The sequence below is a fragment of the Mycobacterium sp. NPDC051804 genome (assembly GCF_044452905.1).
Classification (GTDB): Bacteria; Actinomycetota; Actinomycetes; order Mycobacteriales; family Mycobacteriaceae; genus Mycobacterium.
In genome coordinates this window covers 52,646-75,648 of the sequence record NZ_JBITCD010000004.1, presented here as the reverse complement: position 1 = coordinate 75,648, position 23,003 = coordinate 52,646, and the positions used below count along the sequence as shown (strand labels likewise).

The 23,003-nt window shown below is 64.6% G+C and carries 21 protein-coding genes and 1 pseudogene; 4 read left to right on the top strand and 18 right to left on the bottom strand.

Annotation, left to right across the window (positions count from 1 at the left end):
• Nucleotides 1-22: 22 nt before the first annotated feature.
• The 4 genes from ACIA48_RS15805 to ACIA48_RS15790 all read right to left on the bottom strand — a co-directional run bounded on the left by ACIA48_RS15805 (nt 23) and on the right by ACIA48_RS15790 (nt 3,963).
• Nucleotides 23-757, bottom strand: a complete 735-nt coding sequence (locus ACIA48_RS15805; RefSeq protein ID WP_396733101.1) for a DJ-1/PfpI family protein — start codon at nt 755-757, stop codon at nt 23-25.
• A 17-nt stretch (nt 758-774) separates the two neighbouring features.
• Nucleotides 775-1,740, bottom strand: coding sequence for a GlxA family transcriptional regulator (locus ACIA48_RS15800; RefSeq protein WP_396733099.1), 966 nt, complete (start codon nt 1,738-1,740; stop codon nt 775-777).
• Between the two features lie 66 nt (nt 1,741-1,806).
• Entirely contained in the window at nt 1,807-2,952 is a 1,146-nt protein-coding gene (locus ACIA48_RS15795; RefSeq protein ID WP_396733096.1) for an LLM class flavin-dependent oxidoreductase, read from the bottom strand.
• 45 nt (nt 2,953-2,997) lie between these two features.
• On the bottom strand, nt 2,998-3,963 hold the full coding sequence (locus ACIA48_RS15790; protein WP_396733095.1) for an o-succinylbenzoate synthase: 966 nt from the start codon (nt 3,961-3,963) through the stop codon (nt 2,998-3,000).
• Between the two features lie 26 nt (nt 3,964-3,989).
• Here ACIA48_RS15790 and ACIA48_RS15785 point away from each other — a divergent pair, with 26 nt between their 5' ends.
• From ACIA48_RS15785 to ACIA48_RS15775, 3 genes are all read left to right on the top strand, one after another.
• Nucleotides 3,990-4,481, top strand: coding sequence for a DUF427 domain-containing protein (locus ACIA48_RS15785; RefSeq protein ID WP_396733092.1), 492 nt, complete (start codon nt 3,990-3,992; stop codon nt 4,479-4,481).
• 97 nt (nt 4,482-4,578) lie between these two features.
• Complete coding sequence (locus ACIA48_RS15780) at nt 4,579-5,064, top strand: TspO/MBR family protein (RefSeq protein WP_396733089.1); 486 nt, start codon at nt 4,579-4,581, stop codon at nt 5,062-5,064.
• Nucleotides 5,064-5,693 carry an SOUL family heme-binding protein gene (locus ACIA48_RS15775; RefSeq protein ID WP_396733087.1) on the top strand — a complete coding sequence of 210 codons (630 nt, stop codon included), beginning with the start codon at nt 5,064-5,066 and terminating at the stop codon, nt 5,691-5,693. The genes ACIA48_RS15780 and ACIA48_RS15775 overlap by 1 nt, the downstream gene beginning before the upstream one ends.
• Here ACIA48_RS15775 and ACIA48_RS15770 read toward each other — a convergent pair.
• Complete coding sequence (locus ACIA48_RS15770) at nt 5,690-6,508, bottom strand: hypothetical protein (RefSeq protein ID WP_396733085.1); 819 nt, start codon at nt 6,506-6,508, stop codon at nt 5,690-5,692. The two genes, ACIA48_RS15775 and ACIA48_RS15770, sit on opposite strands and share 4 nt — an antisense overlap.
• Before the next feature lie 62 nt (nt 6,509-6,570).
• Here ACIA48_RS15770 and ACIA48_RS15765 point away from each other — a divergent pair, with 62 nt between their 5' ends.
• On the top strand, nt 6,571-7,194 hold the full coding sequence (locus tag ACIA48_RS15765; RefSeq protein WP_396733082.1) for a PadR family transcriptional regulator: 624 nt from the start codon (nt 6,571-6,573) through the stop codon (nt 7,192-7,194).
• Here the strand turns inward: ACIA48_RS15765 and ACIA48_RS15760 are convergent.
• From ACIA48_RS15760 to ACIA48_RS15700, 13 genes and pseudogenes are all read right to left on the bottom strand, one after another.
• The gene (locus ACIA48_RS15760) at nt 7,191-8,756 is read right to left on the bottom strand and encodes a long-chain-fatty-acid--CoA ligase (protein ID WP_396733080.1); all 1,566 of its coding nucleotides are present in this window, start codon (nt 8,754-8,756) and stop codon (nt 7,191-7,193) included. The genes ACIA48_RS15765 and ACIA48_RS15760 overlap by 4 nt on opposite strands.
• An 85-nt stretch (nt 8,757-8,841) precedes the next feature.
• Nucleotides 8,842-10,119: pseudogene (locus ACIA48_RS15755) on the bottom strand (ABC transporter permease); the annotation flags it as partial.
• Nucleotides 10,119-11,669, bottom strand: a complete 1,551-nt coding sequence (locus ACIA48_RS15750) for an MFS transporter (protein ID WP_396733078.1) — start codon at nt 11,667-11,669, stop codon at nt 10,119-10,121. The gene ACIA48_RS15750 and the pseudogene ACIA48_RS15755, both read right to left, overlap by 1 nt.
• Nucleotides 11,666-13,270, bottom strand: a complete 1,605-nt coding sequence (locus ACIA48_RS15745; protein WP_396733076.1) for an amidohydrolase — start codon at nt 13,268-13,270, stop codon at nt 11,666-11,668. Before ACIA48_RS15745 ends, ACIA48_RS15750 begins: the two co-directional genes overlap by 4 nt.
• A gap of 55 nt (nt 13,271-13,325) precedes the next feature.
• On the bottom strand, nt 13,326-14,120 hold the full coding sequence (locus ACIA48_RS15740) for an RsiV family protein (RefSeq protein ID WP_396734996.1): 795 nt from the start codon (nt 14,118-14,120) through the stop codon (nt 13,326-13,328).
• Nucleotides 14,121-14,131: 11 nt separating this feature from the next.
• Nucleotides 14,132-14,791 (bottom strand): DUF3329 domain-containing protein, encoded by a 660-nt coding sequence (locus ACIA48_RS15735; protein ID WP_396733073.1) that lies wholly within the window; start codon nt 14,789-14,791, stop codon nt 14,132-14,134.
• Nucleotides 14,792-14,804: 13 nt separating this feature from the next.
• Complete coding sequence (locus ACIA48_RS15730) at nt 14,805-16,055, bottom strand: MlaD family protein (protein WP_396733071.1); 1,251 nt, start codon at nt 16,053-16,055, stop codon at nt 14,805-14,807.
• Entirely contained in the window at nt 16,052-17,275 is a 1,224-nt protein-coding gene (locus ACIA48_RS15725; RefSeq protein ID WP_396733068.1) for an MCE family protein, read from the bottom strand. The genes ACIA48_RS15730 and ACIA48_RS15725 overlap by 4 nt, the downstream gene beginning before the upstream one ends.
• Before the next feature lie 44 nt (nt 17,276-17,319).
• On the bottom strand, nt 17,320-18,429 hold the full coding sequence (locus ACIA48_RS15720) for an MCE family protein (protein WP_396733065.1): 1,110 nt from the start codon (nt 18,427-18,429) through the stop codon (nt 17,320-17,322).
• Nucleotides 18,426-19,466, bottom strand: a complete 1,041-nt coding sequence (locus ACIA48_RS15715; RefSeq protein ID WP_396733062.1) for an MCE family protein — start codon at nt 19,464-19,466, stop codon at nt 18,426-18,428. Before ACIA48_RS15715 ends, ACIA48_RS15720 begins: the two co-directional genes overlap by 4 nt.
• Entirely contained in the window at nt 19,459-20,514 is a 1,056-nt protein-coding gene (locus ACIA48_RS15710; protein WP_396733059.1) for an MCE family protein, read from the bottom strand. The genes ACIA48_RS15715 and ACIA48_RS15710 overlap by 8 nt, the downstream gene beginning before the upstream one ends.
• Nucleotides 20,511-22,145: an MlaD family protein gene (locus tag ACIA48_RS15705; RefSeq protein ID WP_396733056.1), complete on the bottom strand. Its 1,635-nt coding sequence runs from the start codon at nt 22,143-22,145 to the stop codon at nt 20,511-20,513. The genes ACIA48_RS15710 and ACIA48_RS15705 overlap by 4 nt, the downstream gene beginning before the upstream one ends.
• A complete protein-coding gene (locus ACIA48_RS15700; protein WP_396733053.1) occupies nt 22,146-23,003 on the bottom strand; it encodes an MlaE family ABC transporter permease in 858 nt (285 codons plus the stop codon). It lies immediately after the preceding gene.

Genomic DNA, 23,003 nt, shown 5'->3' with positions numbered 1-23,003 from the left:
CAGTCGCGCTGGGCGCTACCGACTACACCGAAATCGACTTCTTGCGGCTGCCGCGCACGCGGTCGATCGCGGCGCCCCAGAGCAACTGCACCGTCGGCGCGAGCTGGTGGCCCTTGATCGTGTCGACGCTGAGGGCCGCGGTGGCCGCCGCCTTGGTCGCGGCGGAGGCTTTCGACATGTGCCCGGAGTCGTACGGCGGCTGGGGGTCGTATTCGATGACCAGCTGCACGGCCTTGGCTTTCGCGTCGCCGCAGATCTGGCCGAACAGCCAGAGCCCAAGGTCGATGCCCGCTGACACTCCCGCGGCGGTCACGATCTTGCCTTCGTGAACGATGCGCTCGTCGCCAACGGCCTCGACACCGAACGTCTTGAGCATCGGTACGCACAGCCAGTGCGATGTGGCGCGACGGCCGTCGAGAATTCCCGCGGCCGCAAGAATCACCGAGCCCGAACACACCGACGTCGTCCAGGTGGAGGTCTCATGCGCCTGACGCACCCAGTCGAGCACCTTCTCGTCGCGGGCGTGCTCGAAGGTCGCCATGCCGCCAGGGACCAGAATGATGTCCGGAGAAGGGGTCTCGTCGAAGGAGTGTGTGGCGCCGATGAGCAGCACACCCGAGTCGGCGGCGATGGGGCCTGGCTCGTGCCACACGAACCGTACCTCCGCATCGGGCAGGTTGCGCAGCACCTCATAAGGCCCGATGAAGTCCAGTGCGGTGAATCCGGGGTACACCATGATTGCGATCTGCTGGGACATTTGGGGCAACTCCTTCACTAGGCGAACGTCTTGCGATATTGATCGGGCGAAATACCCAGTCGTCGAACGAAATTGCGGCGCAGCGTCTCGGCACTGCCGAATCCGCAGCGCGCCGCGATGACCGTCACGGTGTCGTCGGTCTCCTCGAGTTGCCTGCGCGCTGCTTCGGTGCGGATCCTCTCGACATACGCCCCCGGCGCCTCACCCACCTCGTCGGTGAACACCCGTGTGAAGTGCCGCGGACTCATCGACGCGCGGCGGGCAAGCTCGGGAATGCTGTGCGCGCCACCGGGTTCGGACTCGATGGCATCTTGCACGTCGCGGATCGGCGCCCGCTTGGCGCGCGGCATCCACACGGGTGCCGCGAACTGCGTCTGGCCACCGGGTCGGCGCAGATACATCACCATCCAACGCGCCACCGTCTGCGCGACCTCGGTGCCGTAGTCGTCCTCGACGAGCGACAGCGTCAGGTCGATCCCCGCCGTGACGCCTGCCGCCGTCCAGACCTGCTCGGAGCTACGTACGAAGATCGGTTCCGGATCGACGGTCACGGCCGGGAATTCGCTCGCCAGCTGCGAAGCGAACGCCCAGTGCGTAGTCGCGACGCACCCGTCGACCAGGCCGGCTTGCGCGGCGATGAACGCACCGGTGCACACGCTGACGACGCGACGCGACTGCTCGGCGGCGATGCGGATCCAACCGATGGTGTCGGGGTCCCGCCGCGCATCGTCCACGCCCATACCGCCGGGCAGGATGAGGGTGTCGATCGGCTCGCGCGGATCGGGGAGTGGCTGGGCGACGAGTGCGAGCCCGGTTTGCGTGGCGGCGGGTTCGCCGGTGCGGGTGACGACGCTGACGGTGTAGCCCTCGTCCGGGCGGCCCTGGCCGGCCAGGGCAATGGTCGCTCCGGTGAACACATCGAACGGGCCGACCAGGTCGAGAGCCTGGACGCCCGGGAATCCGAGGATCACCACCGACCGCATGCATTCAGTGTTGGCGAGAGCGCGCGTGGCGTCTAGGTCGTGACACCCACAAATTAGGACATCGCATCAGAATCCCTTGAGCCCACGGACGATCTTGTTGAACGGGAGTTGCGACGCCATCCCCTTGCGCAGGCTCCGCTGCATGATTCCCCCGTTGACGAGAACGATGTAACGCACCCCGGCATCGCGCCACTCTGCGGCTTGTTCGATGACCTCGTCAGGTGTCCCGTTGAGCAAGAATTCGCGCAAAACTGACGACGGTACGGCCGCCGCGTGCGCTAAGGCCGTTTCCTCATCCATGTCGTGCGGCAGCAGATCCTGTGCGCCGGCGAAGCCCGCGCCCAACGGGTGCTGCGCGCCATGGCGGACGAACACCTCATCCGAGGCGTTCAGCCCGAAGGCCTGCAGAACTTCACCGTCGAACGCCTCGTCGACGTCGTTACGGGTGCGACCGGTGACGACGAACAACTGCATCGCCGGAATGATGGACATCGGATCGCGGCCGGCATCGGACGCGGCCGACCGAACAGCGTCCAGGCGTTCTTTGTAGTCCACCGGCCGGTGCGCGAAGCTGGGAAAGAACGCATCCGCATAGCGTCCTGCTGCCCGCAGCATGCGAGGACCGTGCGCCGCGATCCAGATCTCGGGGTACTTTCCGCGATACGACGGCAGCTCGAAGATCGCGTTTCGCAGCGGGAAAAAAGGCGAATCCCGGTTCACCAGTTCGCCATTCGAGTCCCACAACGCGCGGATGGTGGCCATCGCCTCCTCGAACCGCGCGACCGGTTTAGACCAGTCGACGCCGTAAGGCTCGTTTCCCTCACGTTCGCCCGGCCCGATTCCCAGGATCGCGCGTCCGCGAGTCAGCAGGTGCAGGGTGGCGGCTGCCTGCGCGGTGACAGCCGGGTTGCGTCTACCGGTGTCGGTGACAGCGACACCGAGTCGCATGCGGCCGATCCGATTGCGGGCCGCAAGGTGGCCGAGTATGGTCCACGGCTCCATGCAAGCATCGATCTTGGGTATCAGCTGCGCGGCGCCACAGTACTTCTGCTTCCACAACGATCGCGGAAACAGTTGGTTGATGTGGTCGGGTACCCAGAACGAATCGACCCGGTTCGCAATCGCGTTCAGGTAGTTCGTGCGCGTAATGGCCTCGGCGGTTGGCCGGGCGGCAAGAATCGGATCAGCGACCCCGACTCGAAATTCACCCATCCCCCAAGCCTCGCACCGCGTCGCCGCCGCGACACGCGTATAGCGCTACCTCATCAGCGGGTGAGCGGCCCGGATCCGGTCGATCCACCACTGACGGCGGTCGGGCGTCGCGGCCAGCGTGGCCAGCCGCGCCGGATCCGGCGTCACCGGGACGACAGGCAGAAACCCGTCGACAGGCAGGGCGGGCTCGGCGACATCGTCGACGAAAAACCCGCCGGTGCCCAAGCCACAGGCATATGGCAGTACGGGCAGCGCAGCGGCCGCCAACAGTCCGCGCCCGATGCCCACCGCGGAATCCAGCGCACTGGACACCACGATCGGAATGGCGATCTGATCGGCGATCTCGAGCATCCTGGTGACGCCGCCCAGCGGCGCGACCTTGAGGACCGCCACATCGGCGGCGCCCTCGCGCACCACGCGCAGCGGATCGTCGGCCTTGCGGATGCTTTCGTCGGCGGCGATCGGCACGTCGACGCGATGGCGCAGCGCCGCCAGCTCTGGCACCGTCGCGCACGGCTGTTCGACGTACTCGAGCGGGCCGTCAGCGGTCAGCGCGGCGGCCGCTTCGGCGGCCTCGTCGAGGCTCCAACCGCCATTGGCGTCGACCCGCACCGCCTGCACCACTGCGCGAACAGCATTGACGCGTGCCACATCGTCGGCCAGGGTCTGGCCAGGCTCGGCGACTTTGACCTTCGCGGTGCGCGCGCCCGGAAAGCGAGCCAACACCTCGGGCACCTGTTCGGCCGCGACGGCGGGGACGGTGGCGTTGATGGGAATGCGATCGCGGTGAATCTCGGGCGGCGGCTCGTAAGCGGCCTCGATCGCCGACGCCAGCCAATGCACCGCCTCGGGTGCCTCGTACTCGAGAAACGGTCCGAACTCACCCCAGCCCGCCGGCCCCTCGAGGAGGGCGACCTCACGAACGGTGATGCCGCGGAACCGAACTCGCATCGGCAACGACACGACGTGGAGTCCGTCGAGCACCTCGTCCAGCGTCACCACGACCTCCATACTGCCAAGCTGCCTACAGTGGTGACATGCCGATCCCCGACAAGCCCAGGCCCGGCCAAGAGTCGGTGTGGGCTTACCCTCGACCGCCGCGGCTCGAGGAGTTCAGGGGCTCGATCACCGTCGAACTCGGTGGCGTGACGATCGCATCGACGGCGGCGGCGTGGCGCGTGCTCGAAACCAGCCATCCACCGACCTATTACCTACCTGCCAGCAGCTTCGTCGACGGCAGCCTGCGTGAGGCGGACGGTGCCTCATGGTGCGAATGGAAAGGGCAGGCCAAATATTTCGATCTCGTCACCCCGCAGCGGGTAGCGCCGCGGGCGGCATGGACGTATCCCACGCCGACCCGGGGATTCGCTGCGATCGCCGGCGCACTCGCGGTCATGCCCGCACTCGTCGATCGATGCACCGTCGACGGAGAAGAGGTCGTTCCCCAGCCGGGCGGCTTCTATGGCGGGTGGATCACGAGCTGGGTCTGCGGACCTTTCAAAGGAGTGCCGGGGTCGATGGGCTGGTGAGCCCGGTCGTCACGCATTAGTCACTTTTGACTCATGTTTAGATCTGCCCCGCCTGGATATATTTAAGATACTTAACGATATCCGTGAGGAGCAGATCTTGAAGGCAGGCACTCTCGCTGCAACCGCATTGGCGACCACGGCTACCGCCGTCATCGGCGGCCTGGCCAGCCGGCCGGCGCAGTCGGCGTGGTACGCGAAGTTGAAGAAGCCGCCGTATCAGCCTCCCCGCCAAGCCTTTCCGATCGTCTGGCCGGTGCTGTACGCGGATATCGCCGCGACCTCGGCGGCAACGCTGGACCACCTCGAAGGGCGCGGCCAGCATCAGCAGCGACGCACGTATATCGCGGCGCTGGCGCTGAACCTGGTGCTCAACGGCAGTTGGTCCTGGTTGTTCTTCAATCAGCGACGGCTCGGGACATCCGCGATCGCCGCGGCCGCGCTGACGGCCAGCAGCATCGACCTGACCCGACGCTCGATCGATGTTCAGGGCAGCAAGGCTGCGCCGCTGGCGGCCTACCCCGCGTGGTGTGCGTTCGCGACCGCGCTGTCGACCCACATCTGGGCGCTGAACAGGCGGCGCTGATGCGAATTCTCCAGATACCCGGCCAAGTCGCCGAATCGCTGATGTCGATCGTCGGCGTGCGCATCGGCACCGAAGAGCCGCACTACATCGCAAGCGCCCTGACCGACGACGTGGAGATCCGGCGCTATGGCCCGCGGATCGCCGCCGAAACCACCGTCGACGGCGAAGAGGACCGCGCCCGCAGCATGGGCTTCCGCCGGCTCGCGAGCTACATTTTCGGTGCCAACCACCGCGACGAGACGATCTCGATGACCGCGCCCGTCAGCCAGCAGTCCGGCGATGCGATCGCGATGACCGCACCCGTCGCGCAGTCCCGTACGGCCAACAACAAATGGGTGATCCGGTTCTTCATGCCGTCGAAATGGACGATGGACACCCTCCCCGAACCCGACGACGACAAGGTCCGGCTCGTACCGGTTCCCGGTGAGACGGTCGCCGTACTCAGGTTCACCGGCGACCGCAGCCCCGCGGCCGTCGAAGCTCAGACCGAGAAGCTCCGGAAGATCCTGCGCGACAACGGTGTCGAGCCCGCCGGCGACCCGGTCGCGTGGTTCTTCGATCCGCCGTGGACGCTGCCGTTCCGGCGGCGCAACGAGATCGCGATCCCGGTAGCGCCGCCGCCGACCTAAACCCTTTCAAGACAGCTCGACAGCTTCATCGCCTTCCATGGTCGCCGTCCGCCGGCGATGCGGAGACCCTCTCGCATGGCCGTGACAGGCCCAATGCGGTGCAGGAGCAATCGAAGCATCGTCGATGCCGGCGCCTTCACCACAGCGTCCGGACAGTCTTCGGGTCGCCGCACGCGCGCTTCTGCGACGCCGTCGTGAACATGAAAGACGTACGGTCGTGCGTCGGGTATTTCGAGCGCGACGCAGATGTCAATGCGTGGCGAAAGATCCGGTTTCACGTACGCCGGCGCTACTTCCATACCCTCGCGAAGCAATAGCAACATGTCGCGCTCTGTGATCTCCCAACGCACCCCGACAGCGCGAGCGATATCTTCGCCGTGCAGGAGTAGGTCGAAGAGCCAATTGATCTGGCTGATTGTTCCGGAGGCCATTACGCCACAGTGGAATTCGAACACGTAGTCGGCGGGAACGCGGTCGAAAAAGGCATCCATCATCGGTTCGAGCGATTCCAACTCGGCAATCAGCTCGGGAATTGGCGCCATCGCTGCGAGCATTTCTTCCTGGTTGATCCGGTCCAGGTCGCGAGGGACGCGTGCACGTCGGAACTCTCGTCCTTCGATGACAGCCTGATATCGGCGTGCGACGCACAGCACGTGGGCGATGACCTGATGCACATTCCAGTCGAGACCGCGTCGACGAGCGTGTGGGTCGGCACTGCGGGCCAACCGATAGAACCGCTGGCGCGCCTCGGCGATGCGCTCTCGTAGTTCGTCGCGATCGGTGTCGACCAAGGCGGCGATCTCGGTATCGTTCATCCGACCCCTCCGATACTCCAGTATGGAGTTTAAGATACTCCATGTTGGAGTAAAGTCAAGAGGTGCCTACGAAGCCCACCACCACCTCGTTCGCTCTCTTGGGATTGTTGGGCATCAAGCCATGGACGGCCTACGAGATCGTCGCGCAGATCAAACGCGGTATGCACTTCTTTTGGCCACGGTCAGACGCTCATCTGTATGCGGAACTGAAACGCCTCGTCGAACGTGGCCATGCCACCGCCGAACTCGTCGACGGCCTCAGGAAACAGGCCACGCGTTACACCATCACCCCGGAAGGCCGGGCAGCACTCGAAGAGTGGTTCGGCAGCAAGCCTGCCGCGCCGCTGCTGGAAGTCGAGGGATTCCTGCGGATGTTCCTCGGCGATCAGGCCACAAAAGAAGACCTTCGCGAATCAATCGAGGTGACCGGTCGTCAGGCGCGCGAGCTGTATGCCAAAGGCTTAGCGCTCATCGACGAGCTCAGCTCGACGGGCGGGCCGTTCCCACAACGGCTTCACCTCATCGAACGACAAGCGACGTTCATCGGCGACTTCTACCGCAACCTCATCGAATGGTGCGACGATACGGTCGCCGCGATCGACGAATGGCCAGACACCCGCGACATCGGCCTCACGCCACAGGGGCGTAGTCAGTGGGAGCGGATTCTCGCCCAGCCTGATCCCTAGACCGCGCGGTCGCGGCCCTCCCAGTACTGCTTACGTAGATCCTTCTTGAGGATCTTGCCCGTCGGATTCCGCGGCAGCTCATCGTGGACGTCGACGGACTTCGGGCACTTGTAGGCGGCCAACCGCTCCCGCGCGAAGGCGATCAGCTCGGCCTCGGTGGCCTCACCTTCAAGCTGGACAACGGCTTTCACGACTTCGCCCCACTTGTCGTCGGGGATGCCGATGATCGCCACGTCGACGACCGCGGGATGCTCTGCGAGGACGCGTTCGACCTCAATCGAGTAGATGTTCTCGCCGCCGGAGATGATCATGTCCTTCAGCCGGTCCTCGACGAAGATGTAGCCGCCGTCGTCGACGCGGCCGATATCACCGGTGCGGAACCAGCCGTCCTTGGTGATCGACTCCTCGGTCGCCTCCGGCTTGTTGTGGTAACCCTTCATCAACTGCGCTGAGCGGAACCACAATTCGCCCTGCTCACCTTCGGGTACGTCCTCGAGGGTGTCGGGGTCGACCACCCGCACCTCGGCATTGGGGACCAGCGTGCCCGCACTCGAGAGGCGCTCCTCTTTACCGGGATCACGATGGGCCTCGGGCAGCAGGTGGCTGATGACGCCGCCCAGTTCGGTCAGCCCGTACGCCTGCATGAAATCCGTGTTTGGCCACGCTTCGAGCGCCTTGCGCAACAACGGCAGCGGCATAGGTGAAGCGCCGTACGCGAAGGTCTTCAGCGCTCCGAACAGCTTGACGGCATCCTCACCGGAGTCGAGCACCTTGGCCAGCACCGCGGGCACCAGGAACGTTCTGTTGGCTCCCTTGAGAATTGCGCCGGCCAATGATGCTCCGTCGACCTCACGCGTCATCACGCTGGGAATGCCGTCGTGAAGACCGAACTGCACGTACGACGACCCACCGACGTGGAACAGTGGCATCGACACCATGTTCTTGTCGCCGTCGTCGAACTCGAAGCCCTCATGAGCGTTGATCGTGTGCGCGATCATGTTGGCCTGCGTCAGTGCCACGCCCTTGGGGCGACCGGTGGTCCCCGACGAATACATGATGATCGCGACGTCATCGGACTCGACATCGTCGGCACGATCAGTAGGCGTGGCGGCGGCGAGCATCGCCTCGTACTCGTCTCCGTCACCGCCTTCGGGCGTCACCTCGATGACGTGCTCGACGTGGGTGAGCTTGTCTCGGATCTTGTCGACGTTCCCCCGCAGCTCCTTACCGACGATGAGCAACTTGGCGCCGGAATCATTGAGCACATAGTCGAGCTCGTCGGCAGCGAGCCTGAAGTTGATGATCGCGTTGGCCGCGCCCAGTGAGGAGGCCGCCAGCGTCAGCTCTACACACGCGGGGTGGTTCTTGTCGAGAAACGCCACCACGTCACCGCGCTTGATGCCGCGCTCCTTCAGCGCGCCTGCCAGCCGGCGGACACGGTCGTTCCACTCCGCCCAGGTCCAGGATCGGTCGAGGTAGTCGAACGCTTCTTCGTCCGGTTTGGTTTCGGCCCAGTGAGCGGTGCGTTCGTCGAGGAATCGGGGTTCAGCCAGGTCAGACATGCTCAGAGCCTGCCACGGCGACCGGTAGCGGCACCTGTGTTTCGGCCAATCCGACCGCTTACGTGTCGTTGGTCACGGTGTGGCTGCGTTGCAGGCCTCGACGGTCGTAGATGCGGGTCATCACACCGCCGATCAAGAGCCCGATGAGCAGGCCGATAGCCGACATCGTCAGCGAATGAGTGAGCCCGGCATCGGCACGACCATCGAAGTAGAGCAGCGCCCGCGCGCCAAGGAAGACTTGATGCATGGGTTCGAACTTCGCCAGCCATCCAAAGATCCGGGGAGCTGCTTCCAGCGGAATGGTGGCGCCGTTGGACGGGAGGCCCAGCATGACGAAGATGAACAGGTTCACCAACAGCCCAACCGAACCCAACACAGCGATCAACGACGTCGACGTGATTCCGACGGCTGCAATAGTGAACGCGCCGTATGCCCAGAGGGTCCACGCGTTCGGTATGGGCATGCCCAATGCGGCCGCGATACCGATGTATGCCGCGGACGTGAGTACAGCCATGATCACCATCAGCCCCCATTTGACAAGCAGCGTGTGGAACCGCGAAATCGTGACCCGCTCGGCGAACCGGTACATGGGACCGAGTTCGGCGGGTACGAAGCCGAGCATCGAGTCGACGAGTGAGCTCACCAGGATGCTGCCGGTGAACCCTGCAAGCAACAGCAGCAACGCGTAATAGAAAGCCGACAGACCGTTGCCGGTGCCGCCCGGCAGCGGCTCGAAGTCGTTGACCTGAACATCGACAGGGCTGGTCAGCGCGAGCGACACGCCACCGGGCAACGGTGCGCCACTGACCTTTGCCACCTGCGCGGAAATGCGTTGGCCGATCTTGTCACTCATCTCGTTGACCGCCTTGCCCAACGTCAACCCGGCGATGCTGGAGCCCAATTCGCCGGCCCGGGGATTGGTGGAGATCGTGATGACCGGCCGGGTCACCTGACCTGGCCGCAGCGCACCCTGCCCAAGTGCCTGCAACTTCGCCGAGAAATCGGACGGAATCTGGACGAGTCCGTAGATCTCCGCCCGCCCCAACTCCGACCTGGCCTCGTCTTCCGACAAGACCCTCACGTCGAACTGGTCCGGGTTCAGTCCCGACACCAACCCGTCCACGATCTGCTTGCCGTCGGCGCCGGCGTCGGAATTCACGACCGCAACCGGGAAATGCCGCAAATTCGGTGTCGGGTTGAGGATTCCCGCCAGGTACAGCAGCGCCAGCGCCGAGAAGACGACCAAGGACGCGACAATCGGCGTCAGCCAGAACCGCGGAGTCCGGATCGTCGTCCATGGATTTGGTGCGGCGTGCCTATGCGGTTCCGGCGCGGCATGGCGATGCGGTGGGGGTTCGGACATCACAGCTCCTGTTCTGAATGCGGACGCAGCAGTACTAGGGCGAGCACGATCGCGATGACCGGGACGGCGGCCATCATGAGACTGAGGGTGTGGATCGCGTCGACCATGCTGGCGGTCGCGCCCTCGACCACCTCCCGGGCTCGTTGCGGGTCAACGATGTTCGATCCACCGGTCGATGCCACCGACGTGCCGTGCGCAACACGAAATGCCTCCCGGGCCTCGGCGAGGCTGATATCGGAGCCGGCGAGCCGTCGCATCGCATCCTGGGTGAACAACCCGGTGCCGACAAGCGCGAACAACGCGGGGCCCAACGAATATCCGGCCTGGCCGACAGCCGCCTTGACCGCTGACACCGAGCCGCCGAGGTCCGGAGGTGCGCTGGACATCATGATCGTGGACTGCGGGGTCTGCACGATCGCTCCGCCGACTGCATTAAGTGCAATGGCAACGAAAAGTATTGCCAGCGAAGTGTTCTCATCGAGAGACGTCAACGTCAGAAGTCCGGCGAGCAGTAGCAGCAGACCGACGATCAGAACCGAACGGTCACCGAATCTTGTTGCGGCACGGCCTGATCCAGTAGCGGCCAACGCCTGCAATACCGTAGCAGGCACCAGCAGCAGACCGAGTATCGCCGGCGAAGCGCCGCGCACGGTGACCAGATAGAACGCGAACAGAATCGTGGATCCCCCGGTCAGGAAGTTAAATGTCGCCCCAGCGGTTAACGCGGCGTTGAATCGGGCGGAGCGAAAAACGCGCACGTCCAGAGCCGGGTCGGGCGTGCGGATCTCCCACACAACGAAGAGCACGGCCGCGACCGCCCCTGCCGCGATGCAGACGAACGCGTCGGCGCGCGGGCCGCCCTGCAACTCTGAAATGCCGTACACCAGCGCCAGCAGCGCGACGGCAACGAGAACGAGTCCAACAACGTCGAGGCGCCGCGGTGCGCGCAGTGTCTCCGGCACGAAGCGCACCACGATCGCCAGCGCGGCCAACGCCGCGACGGGGGCAACCAGAAACCCGGTTCGCCAACCGAACTGCTCGGCCAGCACGCTACCCAACGCGGGCATCGGCGTCGTCAGCGCGAAACCCGTGCCGAGGTAGAGCGCGATCGCCGCGGCGCGCCGTTCCGGAGGAAAGACGGCGTTGATGAGCGCCAGCGACAACCCCAGCAAAAAAGCGAATGCCACACCGATGCCGGCGCGAGCGGCTATCAGCACCGAGACGTTCGGGGCCGCGGCCGCCAGAACACCAAAGGCGATGGTGCCGAACAGGCCCACCGTGAACATCCGGCGCATGCCGTTAAGGTCGCCCAATGCACCCGCACCCAACACAGCGGCGGCGAGAGTCAGGGTGGCCAGGCTGGCCACAAAACTCGCGGTACGCGGCGACATGTGCAGGCCGGCGGTGACTTCGGAGATGTTGGCGGACAGGATCGTTGGATCGGCCGCAGTGATGCTGTACCCCAGACCCATCGCGACGACGGTCATCGTCGCGGCAAGTCCCGCCATCGTCGGCCGGGCGCCGTGAACATCGGCGTCCGGCCGCGTCATTGTCCGTAGACCTGCTTGCCCGCCAGATAGGTCGCACGCACTTCGAGGTCGGCAATCTGCTCCGGCGGGACTGCTCTCGGGTCCGCCGAGAGCACGACCATGTCCGCGTACTTGCCCACCTCAAGTGAGCCGATCACGTCGTCGGAGAACAACTGCCAGGCCGCGTCTATGGTCTGCGCGCGGATGGCCTGCTCGACCGTGATCCGTTCCTCGGGTCCGATCACACGCCCGCTCGGCGCCACCCGGGTGGCCGCCACGCTGATGTTGCGCAGCGGTTCCTCGGGCGTGACCGGCGGGTCGTTGTGCAGCGAAATGCGCATCCCGGTCTGCAGCGCGGAATTACATGGCATCCAACGTGTCCCATGCTCGGCACCGAACAGACCATCGACGATGATGTCGCCCCAATAGTGAATCTGGTCGACGAAGATGCTGCAGGTGACACCGAGATCGTGGGCCCGCCGCAGCTGCTCGTCCCGGATCGCGCCCACGTGTTCGAGGCGCAGCCGGTGGTCATCGCGCGGGTACTTGCGCAAGACGTCTTCGTAGATGTCGAGGATCGTGTCGACACCGGCGTCACCCTGCACGTGGCAGGCCATCGGCCAGCCCTTCGGGAAATAGGTTCCGACGATCTCGGTGAGCTGTTCGGGGGTGTAGTTGGCATGCCCGCACGAGCCGGGAACCACGCCGATTGCGCGAACGGCATCGGTATCGAGGTACGGAAACGACAAATCGATGTTGCCGATCCACGGTGAGCCATCGACCCAGATCTTGATGCCGACCTGCCGAAGCAGGTCGTCACCGTTGACCGGGGTCTGGTCTGTCGTCATCGCCTCGTTCGAAACCTCGTAGACCCGTAGCCGCACTGTGAGGTCGTTGCGCAACTGCTCGAGTATCGGCCGGAACGCCGGCTCGAACGCCATCTCCGAGCACGTTGTGAGGCCGACGCTGTTGAGCCTGCGGAGCTCGGCGTGCAGCATCGCTGGGTAATCGCTCGGCTCGATCGCACCGGTGAGCAGGCTGAACACCGCGCCGGCCTCCTCTGCGGTGCCGTCTAGCTCGCCGTCGGCGTCGTGGCCGTAACGGGCTCCCTTCGGGTCCGGCGTCTCGCGCGTGACGCCCGCCCTGTGGGCGGCGGCGGTATTGAAGAACGCTTTGTGTCCGGAGTTGTGAATGATCACCAGCGGCGAGTCGGGGGCGACACTGTTCAGCCACTCGAGCGTCGGTTCCGGCAACCCAGCCTGCAACAGCGGGTCCCAGCCATTGAGGTAGGCGCCCTCGGCCCCGCGTTTGGCGGTCTCCGCTTTGATGGCGGCGACCACGTCGGCGGCGTTCGGCAGCGTGACGGGTCGGATGTCGACCATCCGGTCGGACAGCACGATGGCCTCCATCAGCGGATGCCCGTGGGCCTCTACGAGGCCGGGCATGACACATGCCTCGCCGAGGTCCTCCGTGTGCGTGTCCGGACCGATCCAGGCTTCGACCTCAGATCTGTCACCGACCGCGACGATGCGACCGTCGGATACGGCGATCGATTCGGCGGTGGGCCGTGCGTCGTCGACGGTAAGAACGGTCGCGTTAATTACCAAGTCAGCGAAGGGCATCCGCAAAGTATGACCCGACCGAGCGTGGCCGTGGCGTTAATCGGCCCGGGAAGAGTCAGGCCCCGCCGAACTCGGGACGCAACACCGGCGCCAACGCCGCGAGCGGAATGCGGGCCTGTACGGTGCCGCCGTCCATCGCCCACTGCATGCGGCCGATCGTGTAGTCCAACGGGGTGTCGTGGCCGACCGGATAGTCGGGCATGTAGAGAATCAGCTCGTCGGGTGTCAGGGCCCACGCTCGGTAGCCGCCGGAGTAGACCTTGTCCGGGGTCCAGCGGTCCGGGGTGAACGGATAGGTGCCCGGCTGGTGCGGCGGCGGTGCGGCATCGAGGGCCGCGACGATGAACGGCGCACCTAAACGCGGTATTTCGGCCGCATGGTCGACTCCCGGTTTGAACAGGTCGGCCAGCTTCAACTGTCGTCCGCCCGCGAAGGTGAAGGTGCGGTAGGCGTCGCTGATGATGGGCGCGTTCGGATGTGCGAGGGCGTCGGTACCGAAGGTGCCTGAATACATCTCGTGAAAAACGACCGTCATCGCGTCGCCGCGGTGAAAGATCTGGAACTGCTCCTCGCCGAAGCTGTCGGCGGCCATCTTGGTCGCCGCGTTGCGCCAGTTGTTCATGAGGTTGGTCAGGTACTCCCGGATGGTGGGGTTTTCCACCAGGTCGCCGGGCAACGCCATCTTGATGTTGCGGGTCGCCTTGCGTTCCGACTCGACCGACGTGCTACAGAACTGCCCGTCCCACATCCCGCCAAGCTGGCCGCATAGGTCCGGCGCTGAAGCCGACGCGGCGGGTGCGGTGGCGACGACGGCCGCAACCGCCAGAGCTATCGCGCTACCCAGTCTCAGGGAGCGCACGATCACGGTAGCTCGACTTTGCTTGCGCGCCACTGACCGTCGACGTTCTCCATCGTCATCTTGATCCTGCTGCGGTCTACCCGCGGGTCGGGCACGCTGGTGTTGGACACCGACTGGTCGACGAACAGCAGCACCACGACCTTGTCCTTGGACGCGGATTGCACCGCCGAATCCAGGACGACACCGTGCGCGGTCGCCTTGTTGTCGATGAGCAGCTGGCGCAGCTGCACACTCGACTGCGAGTACATGTCCTTGAACTCGCCGGTCGAGCCATCGAGAACCTGGGCGAAGTTTTCGTCGACCTTGTTGGAGTCGATGCTCGTCAAGATCTGCGCGTAGGTGACGGCCGCCTGTTGGGCTTGCTGGCTCGCCTGATCGACCTGCTTCTCCTGCCAGAGCTGCCAGCCGAGAAAGCCCGAAGTGCCTAGTGCAGCAATGAATATCGCGACAACAGCACCGATGCGCAGCCGACGACCCCACTGGCGATCGGTGGCCGGCTCGGTGTCGTCGTTGTCGGTGTCGTCGGTTTTACCGTCATTGTCGGCGTCTTCAGCGTCGGTTTCGTCGGTCTCGGCGTCGGCCTTCTCGGTTGTTTCGTCGGGCTCCAGCTCGTCGGCTGTGTCGTTCTCCCGGTCTTTATCGGTCGTCACTGACATCGTCATCTCCTCTGATCACTCAGCGCGGCGGCTCGATGGGCAGGGTTGGGCCGCCGTAGGGCGTGGGAATCGTAAAGCGGCCCTTGGGTGTCGGGTCGGTCTGACGGCCGAGGTCGGCACCCTGCGGCGGCCCTGCGGTGTCGTCGTCGGCGGGCCGCGGCGCATTCTTCGCTCCGCGGATCAGCACACCCGGATGGTCGTCTCGACAGTAGGTGTACATGAACGGCTCGGGATAGTCGGCCGCAGACGGTGGCAGACGCGGCGTTCCGTAGTCGCAGAAGTACATCGGATAGGGGTCGGCCGTCGCCCACAGTCCGTTGTCGTGCAAGGCGCTGCCGACCGCGTCCAGTACCGACGTGCGGTGCGTCGGGAACAGCGCATTCAGCGCAGGCACTCGAAGGTAGAGCAGTCGCGATGTGGTGGTCAGGTTGCCGAGCAGTTGCACCATGGTGTCGGAATTGTCGGCGAATAGAGCATCGACGTCCGACAGGGTGTTCGGTCCCTCGTTGGTGAGTCGGCGGTAGCCGTCGCGCATCTTGTTGATCCCGGTGAAGGTCTCGCTGAGATTGCCTGAGGCGACGTTGATTCCGGCGTTCTTGTCGGCGACAAGCGTGAATACGGTACGACTGTTGCGCAGCGCGCTGGAGGTCTCCGGTAGCACCGAGTCGAGAGTGGAGAGCAGGAAGGTGCCGCCGTTGATGATGTCGGAAAGCTTGCGCGGTCCGTCCTTGCTCAGGCTCAGTTCACGCTTGATCAGCTCGAGCTTGGCCGGGTCGACCTGCGCCAGCGTGCCGTCTGCATTCGCCAGCAGCTCCGCGAGGCTGACCGGGACGGTGGCCTTGCCCTGGGTGATGACAGCGCCGTCGCGCAAATAGGGTCCTTCGTCGGACTGAGCCGCGAAGTCGATGTACTGCTCACCCGCCGGTGAAAGCCCCGATACGCGTACCTCGCTGGACTCCGGGATGGACACCGCGGAGGTGACGTTGACGATTGCGTTGACGCCCGCCGGTGTGATGTCGAGTCGATCGACGCGACCGACCCGGACGCCGCGCAGGGTGACATCCTGATTCGGAAGCAGACCCGCGGACTCCGGGAGCTCGATGGTCACCCGGTACGTCGATGCGATCGGATTCACCTGCAGCGCACCAAGAGAAAGGTATGCGGTGGACACGACCAGCGTCAGGATCAAGGCGCCGGCTGACAGCCACGCCTTGCGCCGATGACCCGCGCGCACAACGGCGACGATGCGATTGGCGATGGCGGCGATCATGGCGTCCTCGGCGGGACAAACGGGACGGACGCCGGCGGCGGCTGCACACCGGGTGGCGGTGGTGGCGGCGCGGGCGGCAGCACGCCCGGTGGTGGCGGCGGTGCGACCATCACCTGTCCGGGATTGTCCGGATCGGGGATCACCGGCACCTGCGGAACTCCGGGCCCCTTGCCGACGATCCGCTCCTGCAACCGGTACAGCGTGTACTGGACCGTACCCACGAGTTGATGCCAGTTGTACCGCTTGGGTCCGTGCAACCCGGGATCGCCGGCGAACCCGATGTCGGGTATGGAACCCAGAACCAGCCGGTCGAAGCTGCCGTTAACCGCGATCGCACTACTGGTGGTCGACTTGACGAGCGGTGGCATCAGCCGGTTCAGCGAGTGAAGCGTTGCGTCGGGAGTAAGCACCACGTCGTTCCATGACCGCGCGATTTCGTTGGCATCCGCGATCACACTCCGGCCGCTGGTGTCGGTACCCGCGATCGACGGGAACTTGCGCAGCTGATCGGACACCGAGCCGACTTGCACGACGAGGTCGGCGATCTGGCTGGTATGGGCGGCCAGTGTGTCGGTCGCGGGACGGGCTTCGGTCATCACATCGGTGATCGCCTGGTTCTTGGCCTCGATGGCATCAGCGAGCCGCGATGTTTCGGTCATGGCGGCCGCGATTTGGTCCGAGCGGGCATTGAGCGTGCCGAGGGTGCTGTTCGTCTTGCTGATCAGTGCACCGAAGGCCTGCCCCTGATCGCCGGTCGCCTTGCCGAGGCCGTTGACGATGTTGGTGAAGTTGCGCACCGCGCCGCCATTCACCAGGATCGCGGCCGAGCTCAGCACGGACTCGACCGTCGCGGCCGCGGTCGTCGAGTCCAGCTCGATGGTGTCGCCGTTCTTCAGAAGTGGCGCATCGGGTTTGGCGGGGCTCGGCGGCCTCAACGCGACGAACACGTCACCGAGCGGCGTCGCTGACCGCAGCTCGGCGGTGCTGCCCACCGGCAGCCGAACCCCGTCCATGATGCGCAATGTGGTCACGGCGGTGTAGTTGCGGGCCACCATCGATTCGAGTTGCCCGACATCGGCACCCGCAAGCTTGACCTTCGCGTTGGCGGGCAGGTTGAGCGCGTTGGAGAAAACTGCGGTCAGCGTGTAGCCGCCGGAGCCGACGCCGGGTGCGGGTAGCGGTAGACTTGCCAAACCCTCTGAAGCACAACTAGATACCATTAGGCACACGGCCGTGGCCAACGCGGCCGTCCGCCGCACCGTGATCACTTCTGCCCCATCGCGGCGAGGCCGTCGAGCATGTAGGTCAGCCCATAGTCGGGCCCGAAGTCCTGCAGTGTGCCTGTGCTGCAACCCAGCTGGCGCAGGCCCATCATATTGCAGACTTCCTTCAATGTATGGGAGTCGAAGAGTGCCCGATCGGTGAGCACCTTTGCCCGCAGTGCGCCATTGCGCTTGTCGACGATGTTGTAGAAATTGTCGAGTGTCATCGGTGCCAGGTCCAGGAACTCTTTGAGATCACGCTCGTGATCGACGGTCGTCACCGACACCGTGTTGGCGTTGTCGACGATGCCCTTGATGGCGTCGCGGTTGGCCTCCAGAACCTCGCCAGCCTGGACGAGTACCTCGTTCAACTTCTTCCCGGTGGTTCCGCTCCCAAGGTCCTCGTCGGCCAGGACCTGGCTGAGCACGTTCACATTCGTGCCGAACTCGCGAAGTGTCGCATCGTTGGCGGCGGCAGCGTCGAGCAGCGAACTGACGTTGCGGATTATGGTCGTCAGCTGATCACGCGTCACCGCGCCGCCGTCGGCGCTGAGCCGCAGGGCGTCCGACAATTCACCGAGTGAGTCCTTCATCTGCTGACCGTTGCCATTTGCGATGGCGGCACTGGCGTTGACGAGGTCGGCCACCGGGCCGTTGCCGTTTCCGTCGCCGCGCAGCGAAACCGACAGTTTGTCGATGACGTCGAGCACGCGGGCGAATTCGACGGGCGTCTTGGTGCGGTTCAACCCGATGGTGTCGCCATTCTTCAGCGTCGGGCCCCCGCGGTATGGCGGTGTCAGCTCGATCTGGCGGTCGGTGAGAATCGAGTTCGAGATCGTCACCGCCTGGGCGTCGGCAGGCACCTTGACATCCTTGTCGACGGTGAACTCGACTTCGACGTATCCGCCCTTGGGCGTGATCTTGGTGACCTTGCCCACCGGCATGCCGAGCACGGCGACGGTGTTGTCCTCGTAAAGCCCTGCCGCGTTGTCGAACTGGGCGGTGAGCGTGACGGTGTCCAACCGGTCCTTCATCAGGTGCCAGACCACTGCGGCGCTAACCACCGCCACCACGAGAAGGACGGCACCGACCGCGAGCACTTTGGTTCTCATTTGCAATCCTGGTAGTACGGAATCATATTGAACTGCTCAGCACGCTCACTGATGGCACACATCCAGGAGTCGGCGAGCAAGCCGCCCGGCGCGTTGAATCCGACGGCGTTACCGCTACCGGTGGCATTGGCCAGATTGCGCAGTGCAACGGCACCGGATTGCAAGGTGCTGCGCAGCAAGTCGTCGTGCTGGGCGAGCATGCCGGACAGCTCATGGACGTTGCGCAGCAACTCCTCGAGTTCTGGCCGGTCGTCGATGACGATTCCGCTCAGCGTTTGGACGAGGTTGGTGAGCGCGTCCATCAAGGCGTGAAAGGTCGCCCGCCTAGCGACGAACTCGCCAATCAGCGAATTGCCCTGTCTGACAAGGCTTCCAATAGTGGATTGCTGCTGGCGCAACGTGTTTGTCACCGTCTCAGTGGTTTTCAGCAGCGAGCCCAACTGGTCGCGTCGCTGGGCGATGATTTCCGACAGCGTCTTGGTGTTGGCCAGCGCCTGCGGAATGACCGGCGGAAGCGTCTGCATCTGCTTTCCGAGGACGCCAAGCGTTTCGGCGAACTTGTCCGAGTCAACCTGTTCGTAGGTGGTGGTGACGTCGGACAACGCCTCCTGCAGATCGTAGGGAACCTCGGTGTGCTCGAGGTCGAAGGTGTCGTTGGGCAAGGACCCTTCCCCGGCCGGCTGCAACGACAGGTAGCGGGATCCGAGGATGGTGGTGATCTTGATGGACGCACTGGACTGCGCACCGAGGGGGATGTCGTCGCGGACCTTGAGTCCGGCTTCGACGTAATCGCCCGCCAGTTCCATGCTGGTGACCTCACCGACCGGGATGCCGGCGATCGTGATGGGATTGCCCACTTGCAGCGCGGCAGCTTGTAAGAACTGCGCGGTGTAGTGGCGATAGCCCACGTTGGCGACCTTGACGATCAGCATCGCACCGATCACCACCGTCACCACTGCGACGGCGATGACCCCGAGCCATGTCTTGTTTCGATCCTCCAACGGAATTCGGCGCCGCCGCGGTGATTGATCAGCCATTGGCCATGTTCCTGCACTTCGGCGTGTACTGGGTACCCGGCCCGGGCGAAGCCGCATCGACGATGATCGGAATCAGGTCGTTGAGCCCCGGGAAGAAGCCAGTGAGGTTCAGGTCGCAGGGGTACGCGTTGGCGTAGGCGCCCTCACCTGTGATGCGCGCAAACCCCTTGAGTAGCAATGGCAGATTCGCACCGGTAAACGCTAGCTGCGGCTCGATGCCCACCATGTGCGAGGCGAATCCCGGCTCTCGGGTGACAAGCTCGTTCAAGGACGGATACACCTCATCGGAGATCGTCGACAGTTGTCGAACCACGTTGGCCATCGAACCCATCGAGTCGACCAATTGGGGGCGCCGCGCATCAAAAGTGGAGACGACGCTACGGGTTTCGGTGATGACATGGTCGAGGTCGTCGTTGTGCTTGGCCAGGTTGGCCACCACAGAATTCAGATCGGTGATGACGGCACCGAGTTCCTCGTCGCGACCGGCGAATGATTCGGTCAGTTGCGACGTCTGGTCCACAAGTGCGGTGATCGATCCGGCGTCTCCTTGCAGCGACTGGATGACACCTTTGGTGAGGTTGTCGGCGTCCCGCGGGTTCAGCAGGCTGAACAGCGGTTCGTAGCCGTTGAGCAGGGTGCCGACATCGAAGGAGGGATCGGTGCGTTCGACCGGGATGACACTGTTCGGCGGCAGCGGGCCGGGTTCTCCCAGGTTGCCCAGCGACAAGCCGAGATATCGCTGGCCGACGATGTTCTGATAGGTCACCGACGCGACGGTGGTCCCAAGTACCTGCTGATCGGATTGCACGACGAAGGAAACCTTCGCCAGATCTCCTTCCAGTTCGATGCTTTCGACACGGCCGACGCGCACGCCTGCCATCCGGACGTCGTCACCCTCGCGCAGCCCGAACACGTCGGTGAACACCGCCGCGTACGGGACCGTCTTGCCCGCGACGTCGCGGCGCAGCGTGACATAGACCAACCATGTCAACGCCAGCGCCACCACCATGAACAGTGACAGCCCGATCAGCGCGCCGCGGTATCTCATTCAGCCTCCTGCACGACCGAGACTGTCGTTCCACGGGCAAGCGGTCCGAGCAGCAATTGAGTGGCACTCGTCGCGGGTTGCCCTGTGAGGACGCTGAACTGGGCCCGCTCCTGGGGACTACCGACCGGCCCGACGTTTCCGCCGTACGACGCTGGCGCCGCCTCTGCCGGCAGCACTGGCGGTGCAGGCGCGGGCGCTGGCGCGGGCGCGGGCGGTGCGCCACCCGCTGCGTCTCTCGTGTTCGGAGCGGTCGGATCCGACCATGGTTTAGGGGCCACCGGTGCCGGTGGTGACAACGGAACCGGCGGCGGCTGGGTCGGTATCAGTGCCGGATTGGATGTTCCCGGCACCGGCGCAGAGGGCGGCATCCATTGCGGTAATGGCGGATTGGGATCGGCCAGGCTCGGATTTGGGTTGATCAACGGCGGCCCGACAGCGACGAGGTTGCCGTTCTCACCCAAGACAGTGCCCGGCGGGGGTGCCAGATCCTTTGGCGGCTGGTAATTCTGCGGCAACAGCACATCGGGCAACTCGGGTCGGGTCGGAACGAGCGGCGCCGTGAAACAACTCGGCCCCTTCAGCTCTCCGTACTGCGGACAATCTGCACGCGTATAGGTGGAGGAGGGCGTGAACGTCACGTTGACGCGCATATTGCCGACGTCGCGATCGGCCATCCACACCTCCTTGAAGAACTTGTCGGCCAAGGTGTTGAGCTTTACGAACGCCGGGACGAAGTGGTGGGAGGTCTGAGCGAGGACGCCGACGACCGGCGTCAACTCGCCGGTGATCTTGACCAGACGGTCGGTGTGGTTGTTCAACGCGGTGTACGTCGTGCCGGTGGTGTGTACGCCGCCGGAGATGAGTGAATCGAGCTGGGCGCGTTGCTCGACGAGTGTCTGCATCGGCTGCACGGCCTGATGCAGCGAGTCGACAAGCTCGGGTGCCGTGGCCTGCAGTCCGCGCGTCGCATCGATGAGCGCGGACACCGTCGTTCCATCGGGCTCGGTGACGACGATCGAGTCGAGCTGATCGATCAATCGGTTCAATTGCGCACCCGAGGCCAGCAATTCGGTCCGCTTGCCCTCGGTCGCGGCGTTCACCGCAGCGAGGATGCCGACCGTCTTGTCCTCACGACCACGCCCGGTCGCGGCCAGCATGTCGCGCAGCTTGCTGATGGTGGTCTGGAACAGGACCGTCGGCAGATCGGTGTCCTCAGGGATGTGGGCTCCGGCGCGGATCGGTGCCCCTGCACCCTTGTCGACGAGCTGCACCGACGACACCGCGAACACGTTGCTCGGCACCACGCGTGCGGTCACGCCAGCCGGAATCGATTGTGCGTATTCAGGTTTGAGGTCGATGTGGACGAAGTTCGGATTGCCGTCGGCGGCCGGCGTGACGCTGTTCACCATGCCGACGAGCACACCGTGATACTTGACGTCGGACCGCTGGGGCAAGCCGTCGCCGACGTTGACGAGGTCGGCGACCACTCGGACGTAGGGATCGAGCCGACCCGTCGACTTCACCAACAGTGCCCCGGTGACCAGCGCGACGACCGCGAGCAGCGCTACGCCGCAGCCGAGCAGCTGACGGTTGGACAGTCCACGCCCATCCGGGTCAAGGGAATTGGACACCTAACCCCCGAACCTTGCGCCGGCGTCGACGGACCACAGCGCCATCGTCAGCAGCATGTTGACCATGATCACGACGGTGATGCTGGCCCTCATCGCATGTCCCGCAGCCACTCCCACGCCCTCCGGCCCGCCGGATGCGTAGAAGCCGTAGTAGCACTGCACCGTCGAGGCGATCCACACGAAGATGATGGTTTTTATCAACGAGTAGAGGATGTCCTGACCTGACAGCATCAGCGTGAAGTAGTGCAGGTACGAGCCCGTCGAACCACCGCTGATGACGTACACGACGACCTGTGTCGTCAGGTAGCTCACCGCCAGGCATGCGACGTACAACGGGACGACTGCGACCACCGACGCCATCAGACGCGTCGTCACCAGATACGGAATGGGCCGGATCGCCAACGAATCGAGGGCGTCGATCTCTTCGGCGATGCGCATCGACCCCAGCTGGGCGGTGAACCGGCAACCGGCCTGGGTCGCGAACGCCAGCGAGGCCGCGATCGGAGCGAGTTCGCGGGTGTTGACCAGAGACGAGATGATGCCCGTCGCCGGGCCGAGGCCCAACAGGTCGAGAAAGTTGTAGCCCTCGATGCCGACCAGGGCGCCAACGGTGATACCCAACACGACCGCGACGCCGGCCGTACCGCCACCGACCACCAAAGAGCCATTGCCCCAGGCGATATCGGAGAGCAGACGGACGAACTCTTTGCGGTAGTGACGCAGGGCGATCGGAATGCCCATCAGCGCCCGCACGAAGAACACCAGCATGTGTCCGAGCCGGATGACCGGCGTGCTGAATCTCCGATAGACCCGGACGGCGGGTACGAAAATCTTGGGTCGGTAGGGAGCTACTGCCAT

What these genes read in the sequence shown, in the direction of transcription:
- ACIA48_RS15805 (WP_396733101.1), bottom strand. Translation starts at nt 757, where the DNA reads ATGTCCCAGCAGATCGCAATCATGGTGTACCCCGGATTCACCGCACTG.
- ACIA48_RS15800 (WP_396733099.1), bottom strand. Translation starts at nt 1,740, where the DNA reads ATGCGGTCGGTGGTGATCCTCGGATTCCCGGGCGTCCAGGCTCTCGAC.
- ACIA48_RS15795 (WP_396733096.1), bottom strand. Translation starts at nt 2,952, where the DNA reads ATGGGTGAATTTCGAGTCGGGGTCGCTGATCCGATTCTTGCCGCCCGG.
- ACIA48_RS15790 (WP_396733095.1), bottom strand. Translation starts at nt 3,963, where the DNA reads ATGGAGGTCGTGGTGACGCTGGACGAGGTGCTCGACGGACTCCACGTC.
- ACIA48_RS15785 (WP_396733092.1), top strand. Translation starts at nt 3,990, where the DNA reads ATGCCGATCCCCGACAAGCCCAGGCCCGGCCAAGAGTCGGTGTGGGCT.
- ACIA48_RS15775 (WP_396733087.1), top strand. Translation starts at nt 5,064, where the DNA reads ATGCGAATTCTCCAGATACCCGGCCAAGTCGCCGAATCGCTGATGTCG.
- ACIA48_RS15770 (WP_396733085.1), bottom strand. Translation starts at nt 6,508, where the DNA reads ATGAACGATACCGAGATCGCCGCCTTGGTCGACACCGATCGCGACGAA.
- ACIA48_RS15760 (WP_396733080.1), bottom strand. Translation starts at nt 8,756, where the DNA reads ATGTCTGACCTGGCTGAACCCCGATTCCTCGACGAACGCACCGCTCAC.
- ACIA48_RS15750 (WP_396733078.1), bottom strand. Translation starts at nt 11,669, where the DNA reads ATGACGCGGCCGGACGCCGATGTTCACGGCGCCCGGCCGACGATGGCG.
- ACIA48_RS15745 (WP_396733076.1), bottom strand. Translation starts at nt 13,270, where the DNA reads ATGCCCTTCGCTGACTTGGTAATTAACGCGACCGTTCTTACCGTCGAC.
- ACIA48_RS15735 (WP_396733073.1), bottom strand. Translation starts at nt 14,791, where the DNA reads ATGACGATGTCAGTGACGACCGATAAAGACCGGGAGAACGACACAGCC.
- ACIA48_RS15730 (WP_396733071.1), bottom strand. Translation starts at nt 16,055, where the DNA reads ATGATCGCCGCCATCGCCAATCGCATCGTCGCCGTTGTGCGCGCGGGT.
- ACIA48_RS15725 (WP_396733068.1), bottom strand. Translation starts at nt 17,275, where the DNA reads ATGGTATCTAGTTGTGCTTCAGAGGGTTTGGCAAGTCTACCGCTACCC.
- ACIA48_RS15720 (WP_396733065.1), bottom strand. Translation starts at nt 18,429, where the DNA reads ATGAGAACCAAAGTGCTCGCGGTCGGTGCCGTCCTTCTCGTGGTGGCG.
- ACIA48_RS15715 (WP_396733062.1), bottom strand. Translation starts at nt 19,466, where the DNA reads ATGGCTGATCAATCACCGCGGCGGCGCCGAATTCCGTTGGAGGATCGA.
- ACIA48_RS15710 (WP_396733059.1), bottom strand. Translation starts at nt 20,514, where the DNA reads ATGAGATACCGCGGCGCGCTGATCGGGCTGTCACTGTTCATGGTGGTG.
- ACIA48_RS15700 (WP_396733053.1), bottom strand. Translation starts at nt 23,003, where the DNA reads ATGGCAGTAGCTCCCTACCGACCCAAGATTTTCGTACCCGCCGTCCGG.